General features: G+C 70.7%; 18 protein-coding genes. 7 read left to right on the top strand and 11 right to left on the bottom strand.

The window, feature by feature from the left end:
* From ACLBX9_RS18110 to rimP, 4 genes are all read right to left on the bottom strand, one after another.
* Positions 1 to 233 (bottom strand): translation initiation factor IF-2 associated domain-containing protein (locus ACLBX9_RS18110; protein WP_447719919.1); only part of this gene is annotated, 233 nt, incomplete at its 3' end.
* Positions 234 to 309: 76 nt separating this feature from the next.
* Positions 310 to 1,032, bottom strand: a complete 723-nt coding sequence (locus ACLBX9_RS18105; protein WP_010685355.1) for an RNA-binding protein — start codon at positions 1,030 to 1,032, stop codon at positions 310 to 312.
* 25 nt (positions 1,033 to 1,057) lie between these two features.
* Positions 1,058 to 2,683, bottom strand: a complete 1,626-nt coding sequence (nusA, locus tag ACLBX9_RS18100) for a transcription termination factor NusA (RefSeq protein WP_447719918.1) — start codon at positions 2,681 to 2,683, stop codon at positions 1,058 to 1,060.
* A gap of 65 nt (positions 2,684 to 2,748) precedes the next feature.
* Entirely contained in the window at positions 2,749 to 3,510 is a 762-nt protein-coding gene (rimP, locus tag ACLBX9_RS18095; protein ID WP_447719917.1) for a ribosome maturation factor RimP, read from the bottom strand.
* Between the two features lie 243 nt (positions 3,511 to 3,753).
* Here rimP and ACLBX9_RS18090 point away from each other — a divergent pair, with 243 nt between their 5' ends.
* Complete coding sequence (locus ACLBX9_RS18090) at positions 3,754 to 4,182, top strand: DUF1772 domain-containing protein (RefSeq protein ID WP_447719916.1); 429 nt, start codon at positions 3,754 to 3,756, stop codon at positions 4,180 to 4,182.
* Positions 4,183 to 4,202: 20 nt separating this feature from the next.
* On the opposite strand, the gene ACLBX9_RS18085 is transcribed toward ACLBX9_RS18090, so the two are convergent.
* A complete protein-coding gene (locus ACLBX9_RS18085) occupies positions 4,203 to 5,219 on the bottom strand; it encodes an aldo/keto reductase (protein ID WP_447719915.1) in 1,017 nt (338 codons plus the stop codon).
* 207 nt (positions 5,220 to 5,426) lie between these two features.
* Here ACLBX9_RS18085 and ACLBX9_RS18080 point away from each other — a divergent pair, with 207 nt between their 5' ends.
* Complete coding sequence (locus ACLBX9_RS18080; protein ID WP_447719914.1) at positions 5,427 to 6,356, top strand: sulfite oxidase heme-binding subunit YedZ; 930 nt, start codon at positions 5,427 to 5,429, stop codon at positions 6,354 to 6,356.
* A gap of 67 nt (positions 6,357 to 6,423) precedes the next feature.
* Positions 6,424 to 6,807, top strand: coding sequence for a hypothetical protein (locus ACLBX9_RS18075; protein WP_010685349.1), 384 nt, complete (start codon positions 6,424 to 6,426; stop codon positions 6,805 to 6,807).
* A gap of 500 nt (positions 6,808 to 7,307) precedes the next feature.
* Here the strand turns inward: ACLBX9_RS18075 and ACLBX9_RS18070 are convergent, their stop codons facing one another.
* Positions 7,308 to 7,484 carry a hypothetical protein gene (locus tag ACLBX9_RS18070; protein WP_010685348.1) on the bottom strand — a complete coding sequence of 59 codons (177 nt, stop codon included), beginning with the start codon at positions 7,482 to 7,484 and terminating at the stop codon, positions 7,308 to 7,310.
* A gap of 149 nt (positions 7,485 to 7,633) precedes the next feature.
* Positions 7,634 to 8,032, bottom strand: coding sequence for a DUF4174 domain-containing protein (locus tag ACLBX9_RS18065; RefSeq protein ID WP_447719913.1), 399 nt, complete (start codon positions 8,030 to 8,032; stop codon positions 7,634 to 7,636).
* 123 nt (positions 8,033 to 8,155) lie between these two features.
* On the opposite strand from ACLBX9_RS18065, the gene ACLBX9_RS18060 reads away from it, so the two are divergent.
* The 3 genes from ACLBX9_RS18060 to ACLBX9_RS18050 all read left to right on the top strand — a co-directional run bounded on the left by ACLBX9_RS18060 (position 8,156) and on the right by ACLBX9_RS18050 (position 11,431).
* Complete coding sequence (locus tag ACLBX9_RS18060; RefSeq protein ID WP_010685346.1) at positions 8,156 to 9,172, top strand: NADP-dependent oxidoreductase; 1,017 nt, start codon at positions 8,156 to 8,158, stop codon at positions 9,170 to 9,172.
* A 168-nt stretch (positions 9,173 to 9,340) separates the two neighbouring features.
* Positions 9,341 to 9,889 (top strand): single-stranded DNA-binding protein, encoded by a 549-nt coding sequence (gene ssb, locus ACLBX9_RS18055; RefSeq protein ID WP_447719912.1) that lies wholly within the window; start codon positions 9,341 to 9,343, stop codon positions 9,887 to 9,889.
* A 270-nt stretch (positions 9,890 to 10,159) separates the two neighbouring features.
* Positions 10,160 to 11,431, top strand: a complete 1,272-nt coding sequence (locus ACLBX9_RS18050) for an MFS transporter (RefSeq protein WP_447719911.1) — start codon at positions 10,160 to 10,162, stop codon at positions 11,429 to 11,431.
* Positions 11,432 to 11,452: 21 nt separating this feature from the next.
* On the opposite strand, the gene ACLBX9_RS18045 is transcribed toward ACLBX9_RS18050, so the two are convergent.
* Positions 11,453 to 12,331, bottom strand: a complete 879-nt coding sequence (locus ACLBX9_RS18045) for an SDR family oxidoreductase (RefSeq protein ID WP_447719910.1) — start codon at positions 12,329 to 12,331, stop codon at positions 11,453 to 11,455.
* Positions 12,332 to 12,599: 268 nt separating this feature from the next.
* Entirely contained in the window at positions 12,600 to 13,409 is an 810-nt protein-coding gene (xth, locus tag ACLBX9_RS18040; protein ID WP_447719920.1) for an exodeoxyribonuclease III, read from the bottom strand.
* 160 nt (positions 13,410 to 13,569) lie between these two features.
* On the opposite strand from xth, the gene ACLBX9_RS18035 reads away from it, so the two are divergent.
* Positions 13,570 to 14,310 (top strand): lysophospholipid acyltransferase family protein, encoded by a 741-nt coding sequence (locus ACLBX9_RS18035; protein ID WP_447719909.1) that lies wholly within the window; start codon positions 13,570 to 13,572, stop codon positions 14,308 to 14,310.
* 6 nt (positions 14,311 to 14,316) lie between these two features.
* Here the strand turns inward: ACLBX9_RS18035 and ACLBX9_RS18030 are convergent, their stop codons facing one another.
* Positions 14,317 to 15,243, bottom strand: coding sequence for a LolA family protein (locus tag ACLBX9_RS18030; RefSeq protein WP_447719908.1), 927 nt, complete (start codon positions 15,241 to 15,243; stop codon positions 14,317 to 14,319).
* A 136-nt stretch (positions 15,244 to 15,379) separates the two neighbouring features.
* Positions 15,380 to 15,860, bottom strand: a 481-nt coding sequence (locus ACLBX9_RS18025; RefSeq protein WP_447719907.1) for a DNA translocase FtsK, incomplete at its 5' end; no start/stop codon positions are given.

Raw genomic sequence — 15,860 nt, 5'->3', positions numbered from 1 at the left:
GCCGCGGCGGGCGCGGCCGGAGCCGGGCGCGGTGCGGGTGCCGGCTCACGGGCGGGGGCGGCCGGCGCGGCGCCGATGACACGGCGCTTCACCGTCTCGACCACGACCTGCTTGGAGCGGCCATGGGAGAAGCTCTGACGCACGGTTCCCGCCTCGATCGGCCGCTTAAGGGAGAGCGGCTTCGGGGAAGTCCTGTTCAGAGTCTTGTCGCCCGGGTTGTTCGTATCGCTCATTCAGCCTGAACCCTGAGGGTTTCCATCGTCCCGTGAACCGACGCCCGGTGGCGCCGGCCAAAACTATCCTGCGTCGTCAACGTGAGGCTTCGTCGATCCCGCCGATTCGGGCTGGATCGGGCTCCCCGGTCGCCGCGGCGGCGCCCTCGAAGGAGCGTAGCCGACGCCAACGCGACAGGCAGCCGGCAGCTCCGGCTCCTGCGACGAGCGCAGCGTGTATCACATGATCCCGACCTAAGGCCATGTCCAATTCGTCTTCGGACAGGTCGTCGACGATCGGTATCCTTGACATGGCCTCACCGTGACGCCGGTGCAAGGCCGACGCGATCTTCCGCCGCCCGTCCGGGCTGGCCTCCGCGGCGTGAATCACCGCGAGGGCGCCGGGCTGGCCGCCAATGGCCGCCTCCACCTTCGAGAAGCCCGCCACGATGCAGCCGGCCTTGTTGGCCAGCGCGATCGCCTGACGGAGATCCGCCCGCAGGGCCGCGGCGATCCGGTCCGGGAGGTCGGGAGCGGCCGGGGCCGGCTCCTTGAACGCCCGGGAGAACAGGTTCTTCCGCACGGCGGCGGCAACCGCGTCCCGCCGGGCGCTGACCCAGGCGCCGCGGCCCGGCAGCTTGGCGCGCAGGTCGGGCACGACGCTGCCGTCCGGCCCACGCACGAACCGGATCATGCCGTCCGGCGCCTGGGCGACGCGCGTGACGATGCAGGTCCGCTCGGGCGCGCGGCGGCTGGGGCCGGCATCGAGCCCCCCGGCAACCAGCCCGTCCTCGGACAGGGTCGTGTCGACCGCGACCATCGCGCCTCCGCCGCCGGCTGCCGCCTCAGACCTCGGCCTGCGCCGGGGCGGCTTCCTCGCCCTCGGCCGCCTCGGCGCCCTCCTCGGCCTCCGGCTCCGGCAGCGCCTCGATCCAGCCGGCCTTGAGGCGCGCGGCCATGATCAGGGCCTCGGCCTCGGCACGGGACAGGTCGAACCCGTCAAGATAGCCGGCATGGCGCACGGCCTCGGGGCCGCGGCCCTCCGTGTAGCCGACGAGGTCGTCGGTGGCGCAGCCCGCCAGATCCTCGACGGACTTCACGTCGTTCTCGCCGAGCGCCACCATCATGGGCGTGGTGACGCCCTCGATCTCGCGCAGCTCGTCGGCGACGCCGAGCTCGGTGCGGCGGGCGTCGTGCGCCTGCTCGATCCGGGCGAGGTGATCCTGGGCGCGGGCCTGGATCTCGGCTCCGGTCTCCTCGTCGAGCCCCTGGATCCCGGACAGCTCCTGCAGGTCGACGTAGGCGATCTCCTCGACGTTGCGGAAGCCTTCCGCCGCGAGCAGCTGGCCGACGGTCTCGTCGACGTCGAGCGCCTCCATGAAGACCTGGGTCCGCTCGGCGAACTCCTTCTGGCGGCGCTCCGATTCCTCGGCTTCGGTGAGGATGTCGATGTCCCAGCCGGTGAGCTGGGAGGCGAGGCGCACGTTCTGGCCGCGGCGGCCGATCGCCAGCGACAGCTGGTCGTCCGGTACCACCACCTCGATTCGGTCGGCCTCCTCGTCGAGCACCACCTTCACCACCTCGGCCGGCTGGAGGGCGTTGACGATGAAGGTCGCCTCGTCCTCGGACCACGGGATGATGTCGATCTTCTCGCCCTGCAATTCGCCGACCACGGCCTGCACGCGCGAGCCGCGCATGCCGACGCAGGCGCCGACCGGATCGATGCTGCCGTCGCGGGAGATCACCGCGATCTTCGCGCGGGAGCCCGGATCGCGGGCGACCGCCTTCACCTCGACGATGCCGTCGTAGATCTCGGGCACTTCCTGGCCGAACAGCTTGGCCATGAACTGCGGGTGCGAGCGCGACAGGAAGATCTGCGGCCCGCGCACTTCGGAGCGCACGTCGAACAGGTAGGAGCGGATGCGGTCGCCCGGGCGGAAGGTCTCGCGCGGGATCATCTCGTCCCGGCGCACGATGCCCTCGCCGCGGCCGAGATCGACGATGACGTTGCCGTACTCGACGCGCTTCACGATGCCGTTGAGGATCTCGCCGATTCGGTCCTTGTACTCGTCGAACTGGCGGGCACGCTCGGCGTCGCGCACCTTCTGGACGATGACCTGCTTGGCCGATTGCGCGGCGACGCGGCCGAAATCGAAGGGGGGCAGGGTGTCGGAGATCACGTCGCCGACCAGCGCCCCCGGGTTGTAGCGGCGGGCCTGGTCGAGGGTGATCTCGCGGGCGTCGTTCTCCACCTCGTCGACCACCAGCAGGTGGCGCGACAGGCGCAGCGCCCCGGTCTTGTTGTCGATCTCGGCGTGGACGTCGGTCTCGGCGCCGTAGCGGGAGCGGGCCGCCTTGGCGATCGCCTCCTCCATCGCGTCGATCACGATGGAGCGATCGATCACCTTCTCGCGGGCGACCGCGTCGGCGATCTGGAGGAGTTCGAGCCTGTTGGCGCTGACGACGGCCATCGGTTTCGGTCCTTCTCTTCCGTCAAATCTTTCAGGCCGGCCGCGGGACGGCCGACACTCGGGTCTCAGTGCAGCGAGTCGCGATCCTTGAGCCGGGACGCCTTGGTCACCACCGGCTTCCTGGGACCGGTCCGCGCCGGTTTCTGGGGCTTGGCCGCGGGGCTGGCCTTCTTCGGCCCCTGAGGGCGGAAGGCTCGGCGCGCCGGGGCCGTCGGCTCCTCGGCCGGCTCTTCGTCCTCCGCGTCCTCGACCTCGTCCCCGGCTGGCGGGCCGCCGCGGCGGAGCGACTCGCGGATCAGGTCGTCGGTGAGGACGAGATGGGCCTCGGCGACATCCTTGAGCGGCAGATCGATGCGGCTTGGAAGCCCTTCCTTCACGTCGGGCAAGTCGATCGGGACGGTCAGCCGGCCGAGATCCGGGGCGCCGAGGATTCCGCGGAAACGCTTGCGCCCGTCGAGCGGTGGGCTCAGCTCGACCTTCGCCTCGTAGCCGACCCAGCGGGCGAAGTCGGAGACCCGCACCAGCGGCCGGTCGATCCCCGGCGAGGACACTTCGAGGTTGTAGGCGCCGCCAACCGGATCATCGACATCGAGGATCGGCGAGATCGCGCGGCTCACCGCCTCGCAATCGTCGATCGTGAACGTGCCGTCCGGCCGCTCCGCCATGATCTGCACGGTGCAGCCGTTGATGTTGGACATCTTCACCCGGACCAGCCGGAAGCCGAGCCCCTGGAGGGGCCCCTCGATCGCCTGCGCGACGCGCGCGGCGGTACCGGCCTCGCGGACGAGGCGCTTCTCGGACAGATCCGCTTCGATCTCGGACGACATGGGTGTTCAGCGCGCAACCTTCGCGGCGTCCTGCGTGGCCCGTCCGCAGCGTGCGGCCTCGGGTGGCGAGTGGCTGTGCGGCGAAAAAAAAGAGCGGACCCGGTGGGGCCCACTCCCGAACCGCAGCCTCTCGACTGCCATCAGAACTGTTGATCCACGAGATAACGGCCCGGCGCAGAAAGTTCAAGGCCGAACCGACGGCCGGGACATGCGATCGGTCCCGACCGATGGTAAGCCGGCCGGATGCTGACCGGTCTTCTCGCCCTGACGACCGCCGCGCTCTTCACGGGCGCGGCCCTTTACATCAACCTCGTCGAGCAGCCGGCGCGGATGATCCTGGACGATCGCGCTGTGCTGACGGCGTGGAAGCCGGCCTACAAGCGCGGCTTCGCCATCCAGGCGCCACTCGCGGTCGTCGGCTTCCTGCTGGGCGTCGCGGCGTGGTGGACGAGCGACCGGCCTGCTTTCCTGGCCGGCGGGTTACTCATGCTGGCGAACTGGCCCTGGACCGTCGTGGCGATCCTGCCAACCAACCGGATCCTGATGGCGACGGCGCCGGAGGTGGCGGACAGCACCTCCCGCGCCTTGCTCGAGCGGTGGACCCTCCTCCACGCCGTGCGGTCGGCCCTCGGCGCCCTCGCGACGGCCTGCTTCGTCTGGGCGCTCAGCTGACGGGACCCAGTTGACGGGGCTCAGTCCATGCCGCTGCGCGGCACCCGTCCCTCCAGCGGATAGGCCGGATCGTTGTAGCCCGGCGTCGTCGGGTGGCCGGCGGCGACGAACCCGTCGACCAGTGCCTCGTCCTCCGCGGTGAAGGCGTAGTCGAGGGCGCCGAGATATTCCTGCCACTGCGCCTCCGTCCGCGGCCCGGCGATGACACCGGTGACGAGGCGGTTGTTGAGCACCCAGGCAGTGGCGAACTGCCCGGCCGTGATGCCGCGCGCCTCGGCATGCTCCTTCAGGGTCCGGGCGATGCGCAGGGATTCGGGGCGCCACTCGGTCTGCATCATCCGCGTGTCCTGGCGGCCGGCGCGGGATTCGGCCGGCGGCGGCGCATCGGGATCGTACTTGCCGGTGAGCACGCCGCGGGCGAGCGGCGAGTACGGCACGACGCCGAGCCCGAAATGCGCGCAGGCCGGCAGGTGCTCCGTCTCGGGCATGCGGTTGAACGCGTTGTAGTAGGGCTGGCTGACCACCGGCCGGTCGATCCCGGCCTCGTCGCAGAGCCGGCAGATCTCGGCGACCCGCCACGAGCGATGATTCGAGACGCCGAAATGGCGGATCTTGCCCGCCCGCACGAGGTCGGCCAGCGCCCGGACCGTCTCGGCCAGCGGCGTATCGTGATCCTCCTTGTGGAGGTAGTAGATGTCGATGAAGTCCGTGCCGAGCCGGCGCAGGCTGTCCTCGGCGGCCTTCATCACGTGCACGCGCGAAAGGCCGCGGTCGTTGACGCCCTGTCCGGTCGGATTGGCGACCTTGGTGGCCAGGATCCAGGCGTCGCGCTCACCCTTGATCGCCCGGCCGGTGATCTCCTCCGAACGGCCCTCCGTGTAGACGTTGGCCGTGTCGATGAAGTTGATCCCGGCGTCCCGGGCATTGCCGACGATGCGGCCGGCGGTGGCCTCGTCTGTGGGGCCGCCGAACATCATCGTGCCGAGGCAGATCGGCGAGACCTTGAGGCCGGAACGGCCGAGAGTGCGGTACTGCATGGGATCCATCCGGTGTCCGTCGTCACGCTATCTCGCCGCGGAGGCGGCGCGGTCAACCACACAGGTCAACGCCGTCGTGTAACCGCCGCGCCGCCGCGGCGAACCGACCCGTGACGGCACCGATGGCCGGAGCCGGCCGTTCTCGCCGCGGGGGCGACCGGACTGGGCCGCCGCCCTCACCCACCGACAGAGCCCCGTTCGAGACCCATGTTCGACCGCTTGGCCGCTCCCCTCGCCGTCCCCCTCCCCTGGCTCGACCGCGCCGGACGCCTCTCCTGGCTGAAGCTCGCGGTGTTCGCGGCCTGTGTCGCGCCGGCGCTCTACCTCGCCGCCGCCTACCGGCTCGACGCGCTCGGCGCGAAGCCGATCACCGCCCTGATCCATGCCACCGGCGAGTGGGCGGTCCGCTTCCTGCTGCTGTCGCTGGCGATCTCGCCGCTCCGGCGCCTCGCCGACTGGCCGAAGGTCATCGTGGTGCGACGCATGCTCGGCGTCACCGTGATGGCCTACGCGGTCGCCCACCTCACGCTCTACGCGGTCGATCAGAACCTGATCCTCACCAAAGTCGTCTCGGAGATCGCGCTCCGGCTCTACCTGACGATCGGCTTCGTGGCGCTGATCGGCCTCATCGCCCTGGGGCTGACCTCCACGGACGCGGCGATCCGAAACCTCGGCCCGAACTGGAACCGCCTGCACCGGCTCGTCTACACGATCGCCGTTCTGGGGCTGGCCCACTACTTCCTGCAGTCGAAGATCGACGTCAGCGACCCGGTCTTCTGGACCGGGCTGTTCCTGCTGCTGATGGGGTGGCGGGTAATGCGGCGGTTCTCGCTCCCGGAGCGGCCCTGGTCGCTCCTGCTTCTCGCGATCCTGGCGGCCCTTGCCACGGCGGGGCTGGAGGCGGCGTGGTACGGGCTCGCCAGCGGCGTCCCGGCCAGTCTCGTGCTCGCCGCCAACCTGGATGTCTCCGGTCCGATCCGACCGGCCTGGTGGGTGCTGGCGGTCGGATTGTCGCTGCCGCTCGTGGCGCTGGCGCGTGGCCCGAAACAGCGTTCGGCCGGGCAGGCGCCGGGCCGGCGGGCGGCTTCCGCGCCCCGCCGGGAGCCCGTTCAGGAGGCCTTGTCGCCGCGGGCCTGATGCCGCAGAACCCGCTCCCGCCCGCCGCCGAAGGCGGCTCCGGGCCCATCGGAGCTCTCATCACGCCATGCGCGGCACGCTTCTCCTGATCGCGGGCTTGCTCGCGCCGACCCTCGCCCTCGCGGCCCCGCCCGCGAAGCCGGCCGCCAAGGCGGCCCCTGCCGCGCCGTCCCCGGCCGCGCCAGCGGTTGCGGCCTGCACACCGCCCGAGCCGCCGCCGCCCTCCGCCCGGCCGAGCAAGCCGCCGCTGCCGGAGAAGCCCGCCTGCCTCGACGCCAAGGACGGATGCCCGGGCTGGGAGGCCTACAGCTACAACGACGCGATCAAGGCCTACAATCTCCAGGCGCAAGCCTTCCGGCCGATCGCCGAGGCCTACATGCAGAAGCTCAATGCCTACGTGAAGGCGAGCGGCGAGTACGCGCAGTGCGAGGTCAACGCGATGCAGAAATAGCCGGCTGAACGGCAGCCGACATCGCTTCACGGGAGCGGTTCAGGCGGACCGGCGCAACGTCCGGGGACGATGGCCGCGATCCCCGCGCGCCCGACTCCGCCGAGGCCCCTGTGCCCGCCTGTCGCCTTCTCGCCCGAACCGGACTCCTTGCCCTTCTCCTCGCCGCCGGCCCGGCGCTGGCTGCCGACTTCGACGGGCCTTATCCGCCATCCCACGACGACGGCGGCCCGATGCAGGAGGATGAACCCGAGCGCCGGCCGCCGCCACCGCCGCCGCGCCCAGGGCCGGAGTTTCGCGGTCCCCGCTTCACCGCGGCGCCCCCTGAGGCGTGCCGGGAATTCGTGCGGCGCCGGTTCGATGCGGACGGAGCGCCGGTGCTGCGCCGGGTTCGGGTCTGCGACGAGCCGGCCTTCGACCGCGGCCCGCCCCCGCCGCCACCTCCCCCCGAGGACATCCCGCCCCGTCGGTGGGAAGGACCCCGGTGGTGACGCCGCACCGGCTCAGATCCGGGCCGGGGCCTTCTTGAGCGCTGCCGCGAAGGCCTTGAGCTGGCGGTTCAGGTCCGCCAGCTCGTTCAGCGCGATGGTCTTGTGGCCGTCGCGGACCGCGCGCTCGATGTCCTCGACCTGCGCGGCAGCGAGGCGGCGGATGGCGGTGGCAACTTGTTGTCGGGTCATCGATTCGAGCGTCTCGTGCGAGCGTCCTGACGGGCCTCAACGGACGGCCGGGCAACGGCCGTCGACACGTTTCGGTGATAGGGCGGTAGGCTTAACCGTTGGTGTCCGCCCCCCGCCCGCGCACAGGAGACTTGGTCCCGGACTTGGCCCTAGCGACGCTCCCGCATCTCGGCGCGTCGCATCGGCATCGCGTCGATCGTGGCGAACAGCGTTTGCGGCGCGATCGGCGACTCGGCGGTGAGCTTGGCGCCCCCGTCCTTCCCGATCAGGACAGCCCGGAAGCTGTCGGCCGGAAGGCCGAGGCGGGCGCGCAGGGCCCGCGCCTCCGCGCCGGAGCCGACCGCGTCCAGCACCACGAGGTCGCGCTCGGCGATGCTGGCACGGGCCGAACCCAGCGCCGTCCGCTGCGCCTTGAGGTGTGCGTCGCCGGCGTCGGGGGCGGACAGGACGAGCACCCGCGCGCGGTCGCGGTAGCTGTCGAGCGGGCCGGCCGATGCGGCTCCCGCGGCCAGGACCGCCAATCCGAGACCCAGTGCCGTTCCCCGCATGGCGCCGCTTCCTGCTTCAGAACCGGGACAACGCGTGATCCGGCCCGGAGATCACCGCGGCGCCTTGGCCGTCGCGACCCGGCGCCCCAGATCGGGGGCGATTGCCTGATCCGGGAGTTTGCCATGACCGCCATGAACCGCCGCATCGTCCTGGCCTCGCGCCCGCAGGGCGAGCCGCGCCCCGACAACTTCCGCCTGGAGGAGGTGCCGGTTCCGCAGCCCGGCCCGGGGCAGGTCCTCCTGCGCACCCGCTGGCTGTCGCTCGACCCCTATATGCGCGGCCGGATGAGCGACGCGAAATCCTACGCGGCCCCGGTGGAGATCGGCGCGCCGATCACCGCTGAGACCGTGGGCGAGGTCGTCGCCTCCAACCACCCGGACCACGCCGTCGGCGACCTGCTCACGGCCTTCGCGGGCTGGCAGGACTATTTCGTTACGGATGGCAAGGGCTCCCGCAAGGTCGATCCCGCGGCCGCTCCGCCTTCCACGGCGCTGGGCGTGCTCGGGATGCCGGGCATGACCGCCTATACCGGCCTCCTCAACATCGGCCGGCCCAAGGCCGGCGAGACCGTCGTGGTCGCGGCCGCCGCGGGACCGGTCGGCTCACTCGTCGGGCAGATTGCCAAGTTGAAGGGCGCCCGGGCTGTCGGGATCGCGGGCGGCCCGGACAAGTGCCGCTATCTCACCGAGGAACTGGGCTTCGACGCCGCCGTGGACCATCGCGGCGCCGACCTGCCGGGCGCGCTCGCCGCCGCCTGCCCGAAGGGCATCGACGTCTATTTCGAGAACGTCGGCGGCGCGGTCTTCGCCGCGGTGATGCCGCTGCTCAACCCGTTCGCGCGGATCCCGGTCTGCGGCTTGGTCTCGGCCTACAACGCCACCGAGGTTCCGCCCGGGCCGGACCGCCTGCCCGGCCTGATGCGCTCCGTGCTGACCAACCGGCTGCACATCCAGGGATTCATCGTCTGGGACTTCGCCGACCAGGCGGCGACGTTCCGCGACGAGGTCGGCGGCTGGATCCAGGAGGGGCGGGTCCGCTACCGCGAGGACGTGGTCGAGGGTTTGGAGAAGGCGCCGGAGGCCTTCATCGGCCTGTTGAAAGGGCGCAATTTCGGCAAGCTGGTCGTGCGCGTGTCGTGACGGCGGCTTGCTGCCACTCTGGAACGGATGTAGAACAAACGGATCCGGCGGCGCTGCGGAAAGCGGGCACAAGCCCGCACCGCAGGTTGCCGCTCCGGAGGCCCGGGCGCATGGTTCGCGCGCCGCCGGGCAGATGCCCAGTGAGATCCGTACGGTGAGGAGAGAGCGATGGCGGGCAGCGTCAACAAGGTGATTCTGGTGGGCAATCTCGGGCGGGACCCGGAGATGCGCCGCCTTGGCTCGGGCGACCCGGTCTGCAACCTGCGGCTCGCGACCTCCGAGTCGTGGAAGGACAAGGCGACCGGCGAGCGCAAGGAGAAGACCGAGTGGCACTCGGTCGTGATCTACAACGACAACCTCGCCCGCGTCGCCGAGCAGTACCTGCGCAAGGGCTCGAAGGTCTACATCGAGGGCCAGCTCCAGACCCGGAAGTGGACCGACAATTCGGGCGTCGAGAAGTACACCACCGAGGTGGTGCTCCAGCGCTTCCGCGGCGAGATGACGATCCTCGACGGTCGCGGCGGCGGTGGCGGGGACTTCGCCGGTGAGGACGAGGGCGGCGGCCAGATCAGCCGCGGGGGTGACCGGGGTGGTGACCGCGGCGGCGATTTCGGCGGCGGCCGCGCCCAGGGCGGCGACCGGCGTCCGGCGCCCGCCTCCTCGGGCGGGGGTGGCAGCCGCGGCGGCTACGATCTGGACGACGACATCCCGTTCTAGGACCTTTCACGGTCACGCAGACACCAGGCTTGAACATCGGACCCGCCGCGCCCCGCGCGGCGGGTTTCTCGTTTGAACCGAAGCTCCTCGATCGCTGCCGGACATCGCCGGCCCGTGCCGCCGAAAGGCTGTCCTTCCGTCTCTCACAGATCTGCGCAGAGAGGGCGCTACGCGCGCGTCCGGCAATCGTGCTAGTCTGATTCGGCCGGGCTGTTATCGTGCTGATGACAGCAGAGACGCGTAATGACGATAATAACAAGTGCGCGCTCGATGACGACATTGCGGATCAGGCCGGACCTGCACCATCGATCCGCTCTCGCCGGCGCCGCCGGCAACGCTCTCGAATGGTACGACTTCACGATCTACGGCTTCGGCGCGCACATCATCGGGCGTCTGTTCTTCCCGGCCGCCGATCCCGTGGTGTCGCTGCTCGCGACCTACGGCGTGTTCGCGTCCGCGTTCCTGGTGCGGCCTCTGGGCAGCTTGTTCTTCGGCCACGTGGCGGACCGGTACGGGCGGACCTCCGCCCTCACCCTCTCCGTGGGCCTGATGGCGCTATCGACGGTCTGCATCGGTCTGCTGCCGACCTACGCGGCCCTCGGGATCGCCGCGCCGATCCTGCTCGTCGTCTGCCGGCTGCTCCAGGGCCTGTCGGTCGGCGGCGAGTTCACCACCTCGATCACGTTCCTCGGCGAACGCTGTCCCGCCGAGCGGCGCGGCTTCTACTGCGCCCTTCCGGCCTGCACCATCGGGATCGGACAGATGCTCGGCTCGTTCGTATTCTTCCTGGTGGAGGCGTGGCTGCCCCGGGAGGCTGTCCTGGACTGGGGCTGGCGCATCCCGTTCCTGTTCGGGATCCTCCTCGGGGCGTGCACTCTGTGGCTTCGGCGCGCCATCCTCGTCGTCGACCGGCCGCTGCCCGCGGAGCGCGCGTTCCCGATCGTCGAGGCTATCCGGAGCGAGGGGCGCGCGATGCTGTGCGGCTTCCTGATCAGCGTGCTCGCGGGCGTCGGCATCTACCTGGGTGTCATCTACCTGCGCGGCTTCCTGGTCCGCACCGACGGGCTCACGCCGGCCACCGCATCGGGGCTGGGGACGATCGGCACGGCGATCCTGATCGTCCTGGGCCCCGTCTTCGGCGCCCTGTCGGACCGCGTGGGCCGGCGCCCCGTCATGATGGCCGGAGCTGCGGCCTTCATCGTCCTGGCGTGGCCGATCTTCCGACTGCTGACCCAGGCCGAACTGACCTTCGTGCTGGCCGGCGAGGTTCTCTACATGCTGGTGCTGTCCGTCTACATCGGCCCCCTGGGAGCGATGCTGACGGAGCTGTTCAGCCAGCGCGTGCGGGGGTCCGGCTCGGCGGTTAGCTACAATCTCGCGCTCGGCGTCTTCGGCGGCACCACGCCGGCGATCCTGGTCTATCTCGTCACCGAGACCCATTCAGCCAATGCCGCGCCCCTGTGGCTCGCCCTCGCGGCGGCCCTGGGTCTCGCGGGCGTACTGTTGGCGCCGGAACGGGCCGGCGCGCCGCTGCGACCGTGAAGGTCCTCGCCGCAGGCTCGGTCAGAGCATCGGCATGCCGCCCGTGACCGGGACCAGGGCACCCGACATGTAACTGCCCTCCCGTGAGGCGAGCAGCACGTAGGCCGGGGCCAGTTCCGCGGGCTGGCCGGCGCGGCCCAGCGGCGTCTGAGCGCCGAGTTGCTCCATCTGCTCCGGACTTTTCACGATCGGCTGGATCGGCGTCCAGACCGGTCCGGGTGCGACGCAATTGACCCGGATCCCCTTCGGAGCCAGCAGATTGGATAGGCCGATGGTCAGGCTCGCGATGGCGCCCTTGGTGGCGGCGTAGATCAGCATGTTCGGGCCGGCGACCTTGGCCTGCACGCTGGTGCTGTTCACGATGGCGCCGCCCGGCTTCATGTGCGGAACGGCGGCCTGGGCGAGGTAGTACATCGCGAACACGTTGGCGCGGAACGACCCTTCGATGTCGCCGGCCCTCAAGTCGTCGAGATCCTCGTTCACCACCTGGGCGGCGGCGTTGTTCACCAGGATGTCGAGACGCCCGAAGGTCTCCACGGTGCGCGCCACGAGATGCCGGCACTGAGTCTCGTCGCGGATGTCGCCCGGAAGCAGAAGACAACGGCGACCGGCCTTCTCGACCCAGGCCTTCGTCTCCTCGGCGTCCTCCTGCTCGGCCTCGAGATAGGAGATCGCCACGTCGGCGCCCTCACGGGCATAGGCGATCGCCACCGCCCGGCCGATCCCGGAATCGCCGCCGGTGATCAAGGCCGCTTGTCCGGTCAGGAGTCCCTTGCCGACATAGCTGTCCTCGCCATGGTCGGGGCGCGGCGTCATCTTCGTGGTGAGGCCCGGCCGCGGCTGCTGCTGGTCACCGGGGAACGGCGGCCGGGGTCCGGCTTCGCGCGGGTCCTGGGTCATGAAAGCGGCTCCGCGTCGTGGGTGATCACGAGGAATTAGGGCCGCCGCCGTCGCCGCCGCCTGCGCCCGGCCGTCACAGGCCGGCCCAGGCGGCGGCCCCTGTCAGAATGCGCGGTTGCGCCCGGCATGCGGGCCACCGTAGCGGCGACGCAGGTAGGAAACGACCTTGGGAAGGAGGAAGGCGATCAGGATCTTGCGCATGGGGCCAGCTCGCGTCACGGGATCGTGAGCGGGCAATGCTCGGACCGGGCGGCAGTTCCGCCCGCTCTCACAACTCCAGCGTGAGGGTCACCGGCGCATGGTCGGAGGGTCGCTCCCAGGAGCGGGCCTCGCGCAGCACCTCGACCTTGCGGACGGTTCCGGCGAGGTCCGGCGACACCCAGGCATGGTCCAGGCGCCGCCCCTTGTTGGCGGCCGACCAGTCGGGAGACCGGTAGCTCCACCACGTGTAGATCTTCTCCGGCTCCGGGGTGAGGTGGCGGGCCGCGTCGATCCAGCCGGCCTCCCCGCGCAGGATCTCCAGCGCCTCGGTCTCTACGGGCGTGTGGCTCACCACGTCGAGGAGTTGCTTGTGCGACCAGACATCGTGCTCCAGCGGCGCGACGTTGAGGTCGCCCACCAGGATGGCCGGCCCGGAGACACGCTTGCCGCCCCAGGCGCGCAGCTCGGCGAGGAAGTCGAGCTTGTGGGCGAATTTCGGGTTGAGGTCGCGGTCGGGCACGTCGCCGCCGGCGGGGACGTAGAAATCGTGCAGCACGATCCCGGCGGCGGCGCCCGCCTCAGGGCCGAGCACGGCCGAGATGTGGCGGGCATCCTGGCGCTCGCAGAAGCCCATCACGGCGCGGGTATGCAGGGGGAAGCGTGAGAGGATCGCGACGCCGTTGTAGCCCTTCTGTCCGGCGAACATCACGTGCTCGTAGCCGGAGCCGCGAAGGGCCTTCAGCGGGAAGGCGTCGTCGGGGCACTTGGTCTCCTGCAGGCAGAGCACGTCCGGCCTGTGCTCGGCCAGGAAGCGCAGCACCGAGTCGATGCGCAGGCGCACCGAGTTGATGTTCCAAGTGGTGACGGTGAAGTGCACGGGCCACGCTGGGGTTCGGAGGGCGTTGCGCTCCGATAGCCGATTTCGCGACACGCGACAGTCCGCTCACCGCCTGTGAGGCAAAAGGCCGTGCGTGACCGGCCGGCAGGCGCTATGCCCGGACCCTGCCCTGTCCCGGGCCCCTCGCCGAGGCCCTGTCATGGCAAATGCCCGCTCGCTTCTGTTCGCCGTCTACTGGGCGGCCTGGACGACCCTTTTCCTGGCGCCGCTGGCGATCTTCCTCCTGTCCGGATCCCCTCAGGGGCCGATCCGCCGGGCGACGCGCCTCTGGGCGCGCGGGATTCTCGGCGGGCTGCGGCGCATCGTCGGGCTGCATTACGTCGAGGAGGGCCGCCAGCACCTGCCGGCCGAGCCCTGCCTGATCGTCGCCAACCACCAGTCGACCTGGGAGACGCTGGCCTTCCTCGTCCTGGTGCCGGACGTGGCGATCGTCGCCAAGCGGGAGCTTCTGGCCATACCGGTGGTCGGCTGGTTCCTGCGGCGCTCGCCGATGATCGTCATCGATCGAGCCAACGGCACCCAGGCGCTGCGCACCATGATCGACGGTGGCCGGGCGGCAGTCGCGGCCGGGCGCTCGGTGCTGATCTTCCCCGAGGGCACCCGCGGCGGGATCGGCGCTCCCCTGCGCTTCAAGCGCGGCGTCGAGCTGCTCTACAGCCGGCTCGGCCTGCCGGTGGTGCCGGTGGCGCTCAATTCCGGCCTGTTCTGGCCCGGAGGTGCAGCGACCCGATCCGGCACGGTCGTGGTGAGCTACCTCGCCGCCATCGCGCCGGGCCTGCCGCCCGCGGAGTTCCTGCGCGGTACCGAGGGGGCGATCGACCGGGAGCTGGACCGGTGGCGGCAGGTCGGTTCGGTTCAGTTCAGCGCGACGGACGCGTAGAGCCGCTCACTGCTGCGACTGCTGGATCTGCTGCTGCATCGCCTTGTCCTCGGCGCGCCCGTAATTGATGAAGAACGCGCTGCCGTCGACGCCCTTGCCCTTCTGCAGGTTCGAGAGCTGCACCGTGGTGATGTAGCCCTGCGGATCGGTGATCCGCCACTGCGACAGGGTCTTCACCTCGGGATCGAAGACGAGCTGGATCTTCGAGGTGCCGCCCAGCGTCGCCCGGTCCTCCAGGCTGATGCGCACGCCGCCGGGGTCGTTGGAGACGTCGGTGACGGTGAGGTCACGGGCGAGGTCGATCTTCTCGCGCAGCAGGAATTTCAGCGGCGTCTGGGCGATGAAGTAGAGATCCTGGGTGTTGAGCTTGCGGTCGCGCACCGCCACCGAGGTGCCGTCGGCGACGACTTCCAGGGGCGAGGGCTGATCGTAGTCGAAGCGCAGGCGGCCGGGCTTGGCGAGCGTCAGCTTGCCGCCGATCCGCCGCCCGTCGGCGCCGATCTGCATGAAGCTGCCGGTCAGGGTGTTGATCCCGTTGAAATAGGCGTTGGCCTGGGCGAGCAGGGTGGCGGCATCCGCCGGCTCGGAGGGGGCGATCGCGACGGGCCCGCCCACCGCCGCCACCTTGGGCTCGGCGGCCTTGTGTTCGGCCTTGTCGGCTCCCTTGCCGCCCTTGAGGCTACCGGTCTTCGGCGCGTCCTTCGCGGCCTCTCGGCTGGCCTCCTTGCTCGCCTCCTTGGCCTTCGGAGCCGGCTTCTTGGCCGGTGCAGGCGCGGGACGAGCGGCCTCCGGCTGCGGCGCGGGCTCCTCCTTGTGGCCGAAGAGGCTGTCGATGAAGGCGCCGACCTGCGCCTCGGCCGGGTTGCTGGCGGTCGCGAGCCACAGCCCGGCGGCGATCAAGGAGCCGGCTGTGCGGGTGCGGCGGCCGATCATCGGCAGAGTCTCCTGGGAGCCCGCAGGCGGGTTCCGGCGGCAAACGAAGGGCGGGACACGGGGCTTAGAACCCCGCCCTGTGGCGAAGATACGACGCCCGGGCCGCTCCGTGCGGAGCGGCCCGGAGCGGGGGCTCTTACTCGTCGTCGTACATCCCGTTCGCCATGCCGCTCGACATGTGCGGCGCACCGGCGACCAGGATCTCGCGCTTGCCGGCGTGGTTGGCGGGGCCGACGATCCCCTCGATCTCCATCCGCTCCATGATCGAGGCGGCGCGGTTGTAGCCGATCTGCAGCCGGCGCTGGATGTAGCTGGTCGAGGCCTTCTGGTCGCGCAGCACCACCTCGATCGCCTGCTTGTAGAGGTCGTCGGACTCGCCGCCGGCCGCCGCCGCGAAGGCGCCGATGTCGAAGACGGGGGCCTCCTCCTCGGGCTCGTCGGACCGCTCGGCCTTGTCGGCCGCGGCGGCCTTGCCTCGTCCGGACCGTCCGCCCTCCTTGGGCTGCTCTTCAGGCGAGTCGTCGGCGGTGACGGCGTCGAGGTAGCTGGGCCGGCCCTGGCGCTTGAGGTGGGCGACCACGCTCTCGACCTCGCTGTCCGAGCAGAACGGCCCGTGC

The organism is Methylobacterium sp. A49B (assembly GCF_053346215.1).
This window is presented reverse-complemented; position numbering and strand designations above follow the sequence as displayed.

What these genes read in the sequence shown, in the direction of transcription:
- ACLBX9_RS18090 (WP_447719916.1), top strand. Translation starts at nt 3,754, where the DNA reads ATGCTGACCGGTCTTCTCGCCCTGACGACCGCCGCGCTCTTCACGGGC.
- ACLBX9_RS18080 (WP_447719914.1), top strand. Translation starts at nt 5,427, where the DNA reads ATGTTCGACCGCTTGGCCGCTCCCCTCGCCGTCCCCCTCCCCTGGCTC.
- ACLBX9_RS18060 (WP_010685346.1), top strand. Translation starts at nt 8,156, where the DNA reads ATGACCGCCATGAACCGCCGCATCGTCCTGGCCTCGCGCCCGCAGGGC.
- ACLBX9_RS18070 (WP_010685348.1), bottom strand. Translation starts at nt 7,484, where the DNA reads ATGACCCGACAACAAGTTGCCACCGCCATCCGCCGCCTCGCTGCCGCG.
- ACLBX9_RS18035 (WP_447719909.1), top strand. Translation starts at nt 13,570, where the DNA reads ATGGCAAATGCCCGCTCGCTTCTGTTCGCCGTCTACTGGGCGGCCTGG.
- ssb (WP_447719912.1), top strand. Translation starts at nt 9,341, where the DNA reads ATGGCGGGCAGCGTCAACAAGGTGATTCTGGTGGGCAATCTCGGGCGG.
- ACLBX9_RS18085 (WP_447719915.1), bottom strand. Translation starts at nt 5,219, where the DNA reads ATGCAGTACCGCACTCTCGGCCGTTCCGGCCTCAAGGTCTCGCCGATC.
- ACLBX9_RS18030 (WP_447719908.1), bottom strand. Translation starts at nt 15,243, where the DNA reads ATGATCGGCCGCCGCACCCGCACAGCCGGCTCCTTGATCGCCGCCGGG.
- ACLBX9_RS18105 (WP_010685355.1), bottom strand. Translation starts at nt 1,032, where the DNA reads ATGGTCGCGGTCGACACGACCCTGTCCGAGGACGGGCTGGTTGCCGGG.
- ACLBX9_RS18045 (WP_447719910.1), bottom strand. Translation starts at nt 12,331, where the DNA reads ATGACCCAGGACCCGCGCGAAGCCGGACCCCGGCCGCCGTTCCCCGGT.
- ACLBX9_RS18075 (WP_010685349.1), top strand. Translation starts at nt 6,424, where the DNA reads ATGCGCGGCACGCTTCTCCTGATCGCGGGCTTGCTCGCGCCGACCCTC.
- ACLBX9_RS18065 (WP_447719913.1), bottom strand. Translation starts at nt 8,032, where the DNA reads ATGCGGGGAACGGCACTGGGTCTCGGATTGGCGGTCCTGGCCGCGGGA.
- rimP (WP_447719917.1), bottom strand. Translation starts at nt 3,510, where the DNA reads ATGTCGTCCGAGATCGAAGCGGATCTGTCCGAGAAGCGCCTCGTCCGC.
- nusA (WP_447719918.1), bottom strand. Translation starts at nt 2,683, where the DNA reads ATGGCCGTCGTCAGCGCCAACAGGCTCGAACTCCTCCAGATCGCCGAC.
- ACLBX9_RS18050 (WP_447719911.1), top strand. Translation starts at nt 10,160, where the DNA reads ATGACGACATTGCGGATCAGGCCGGACCTGCACCATCGATCCGCTCTC.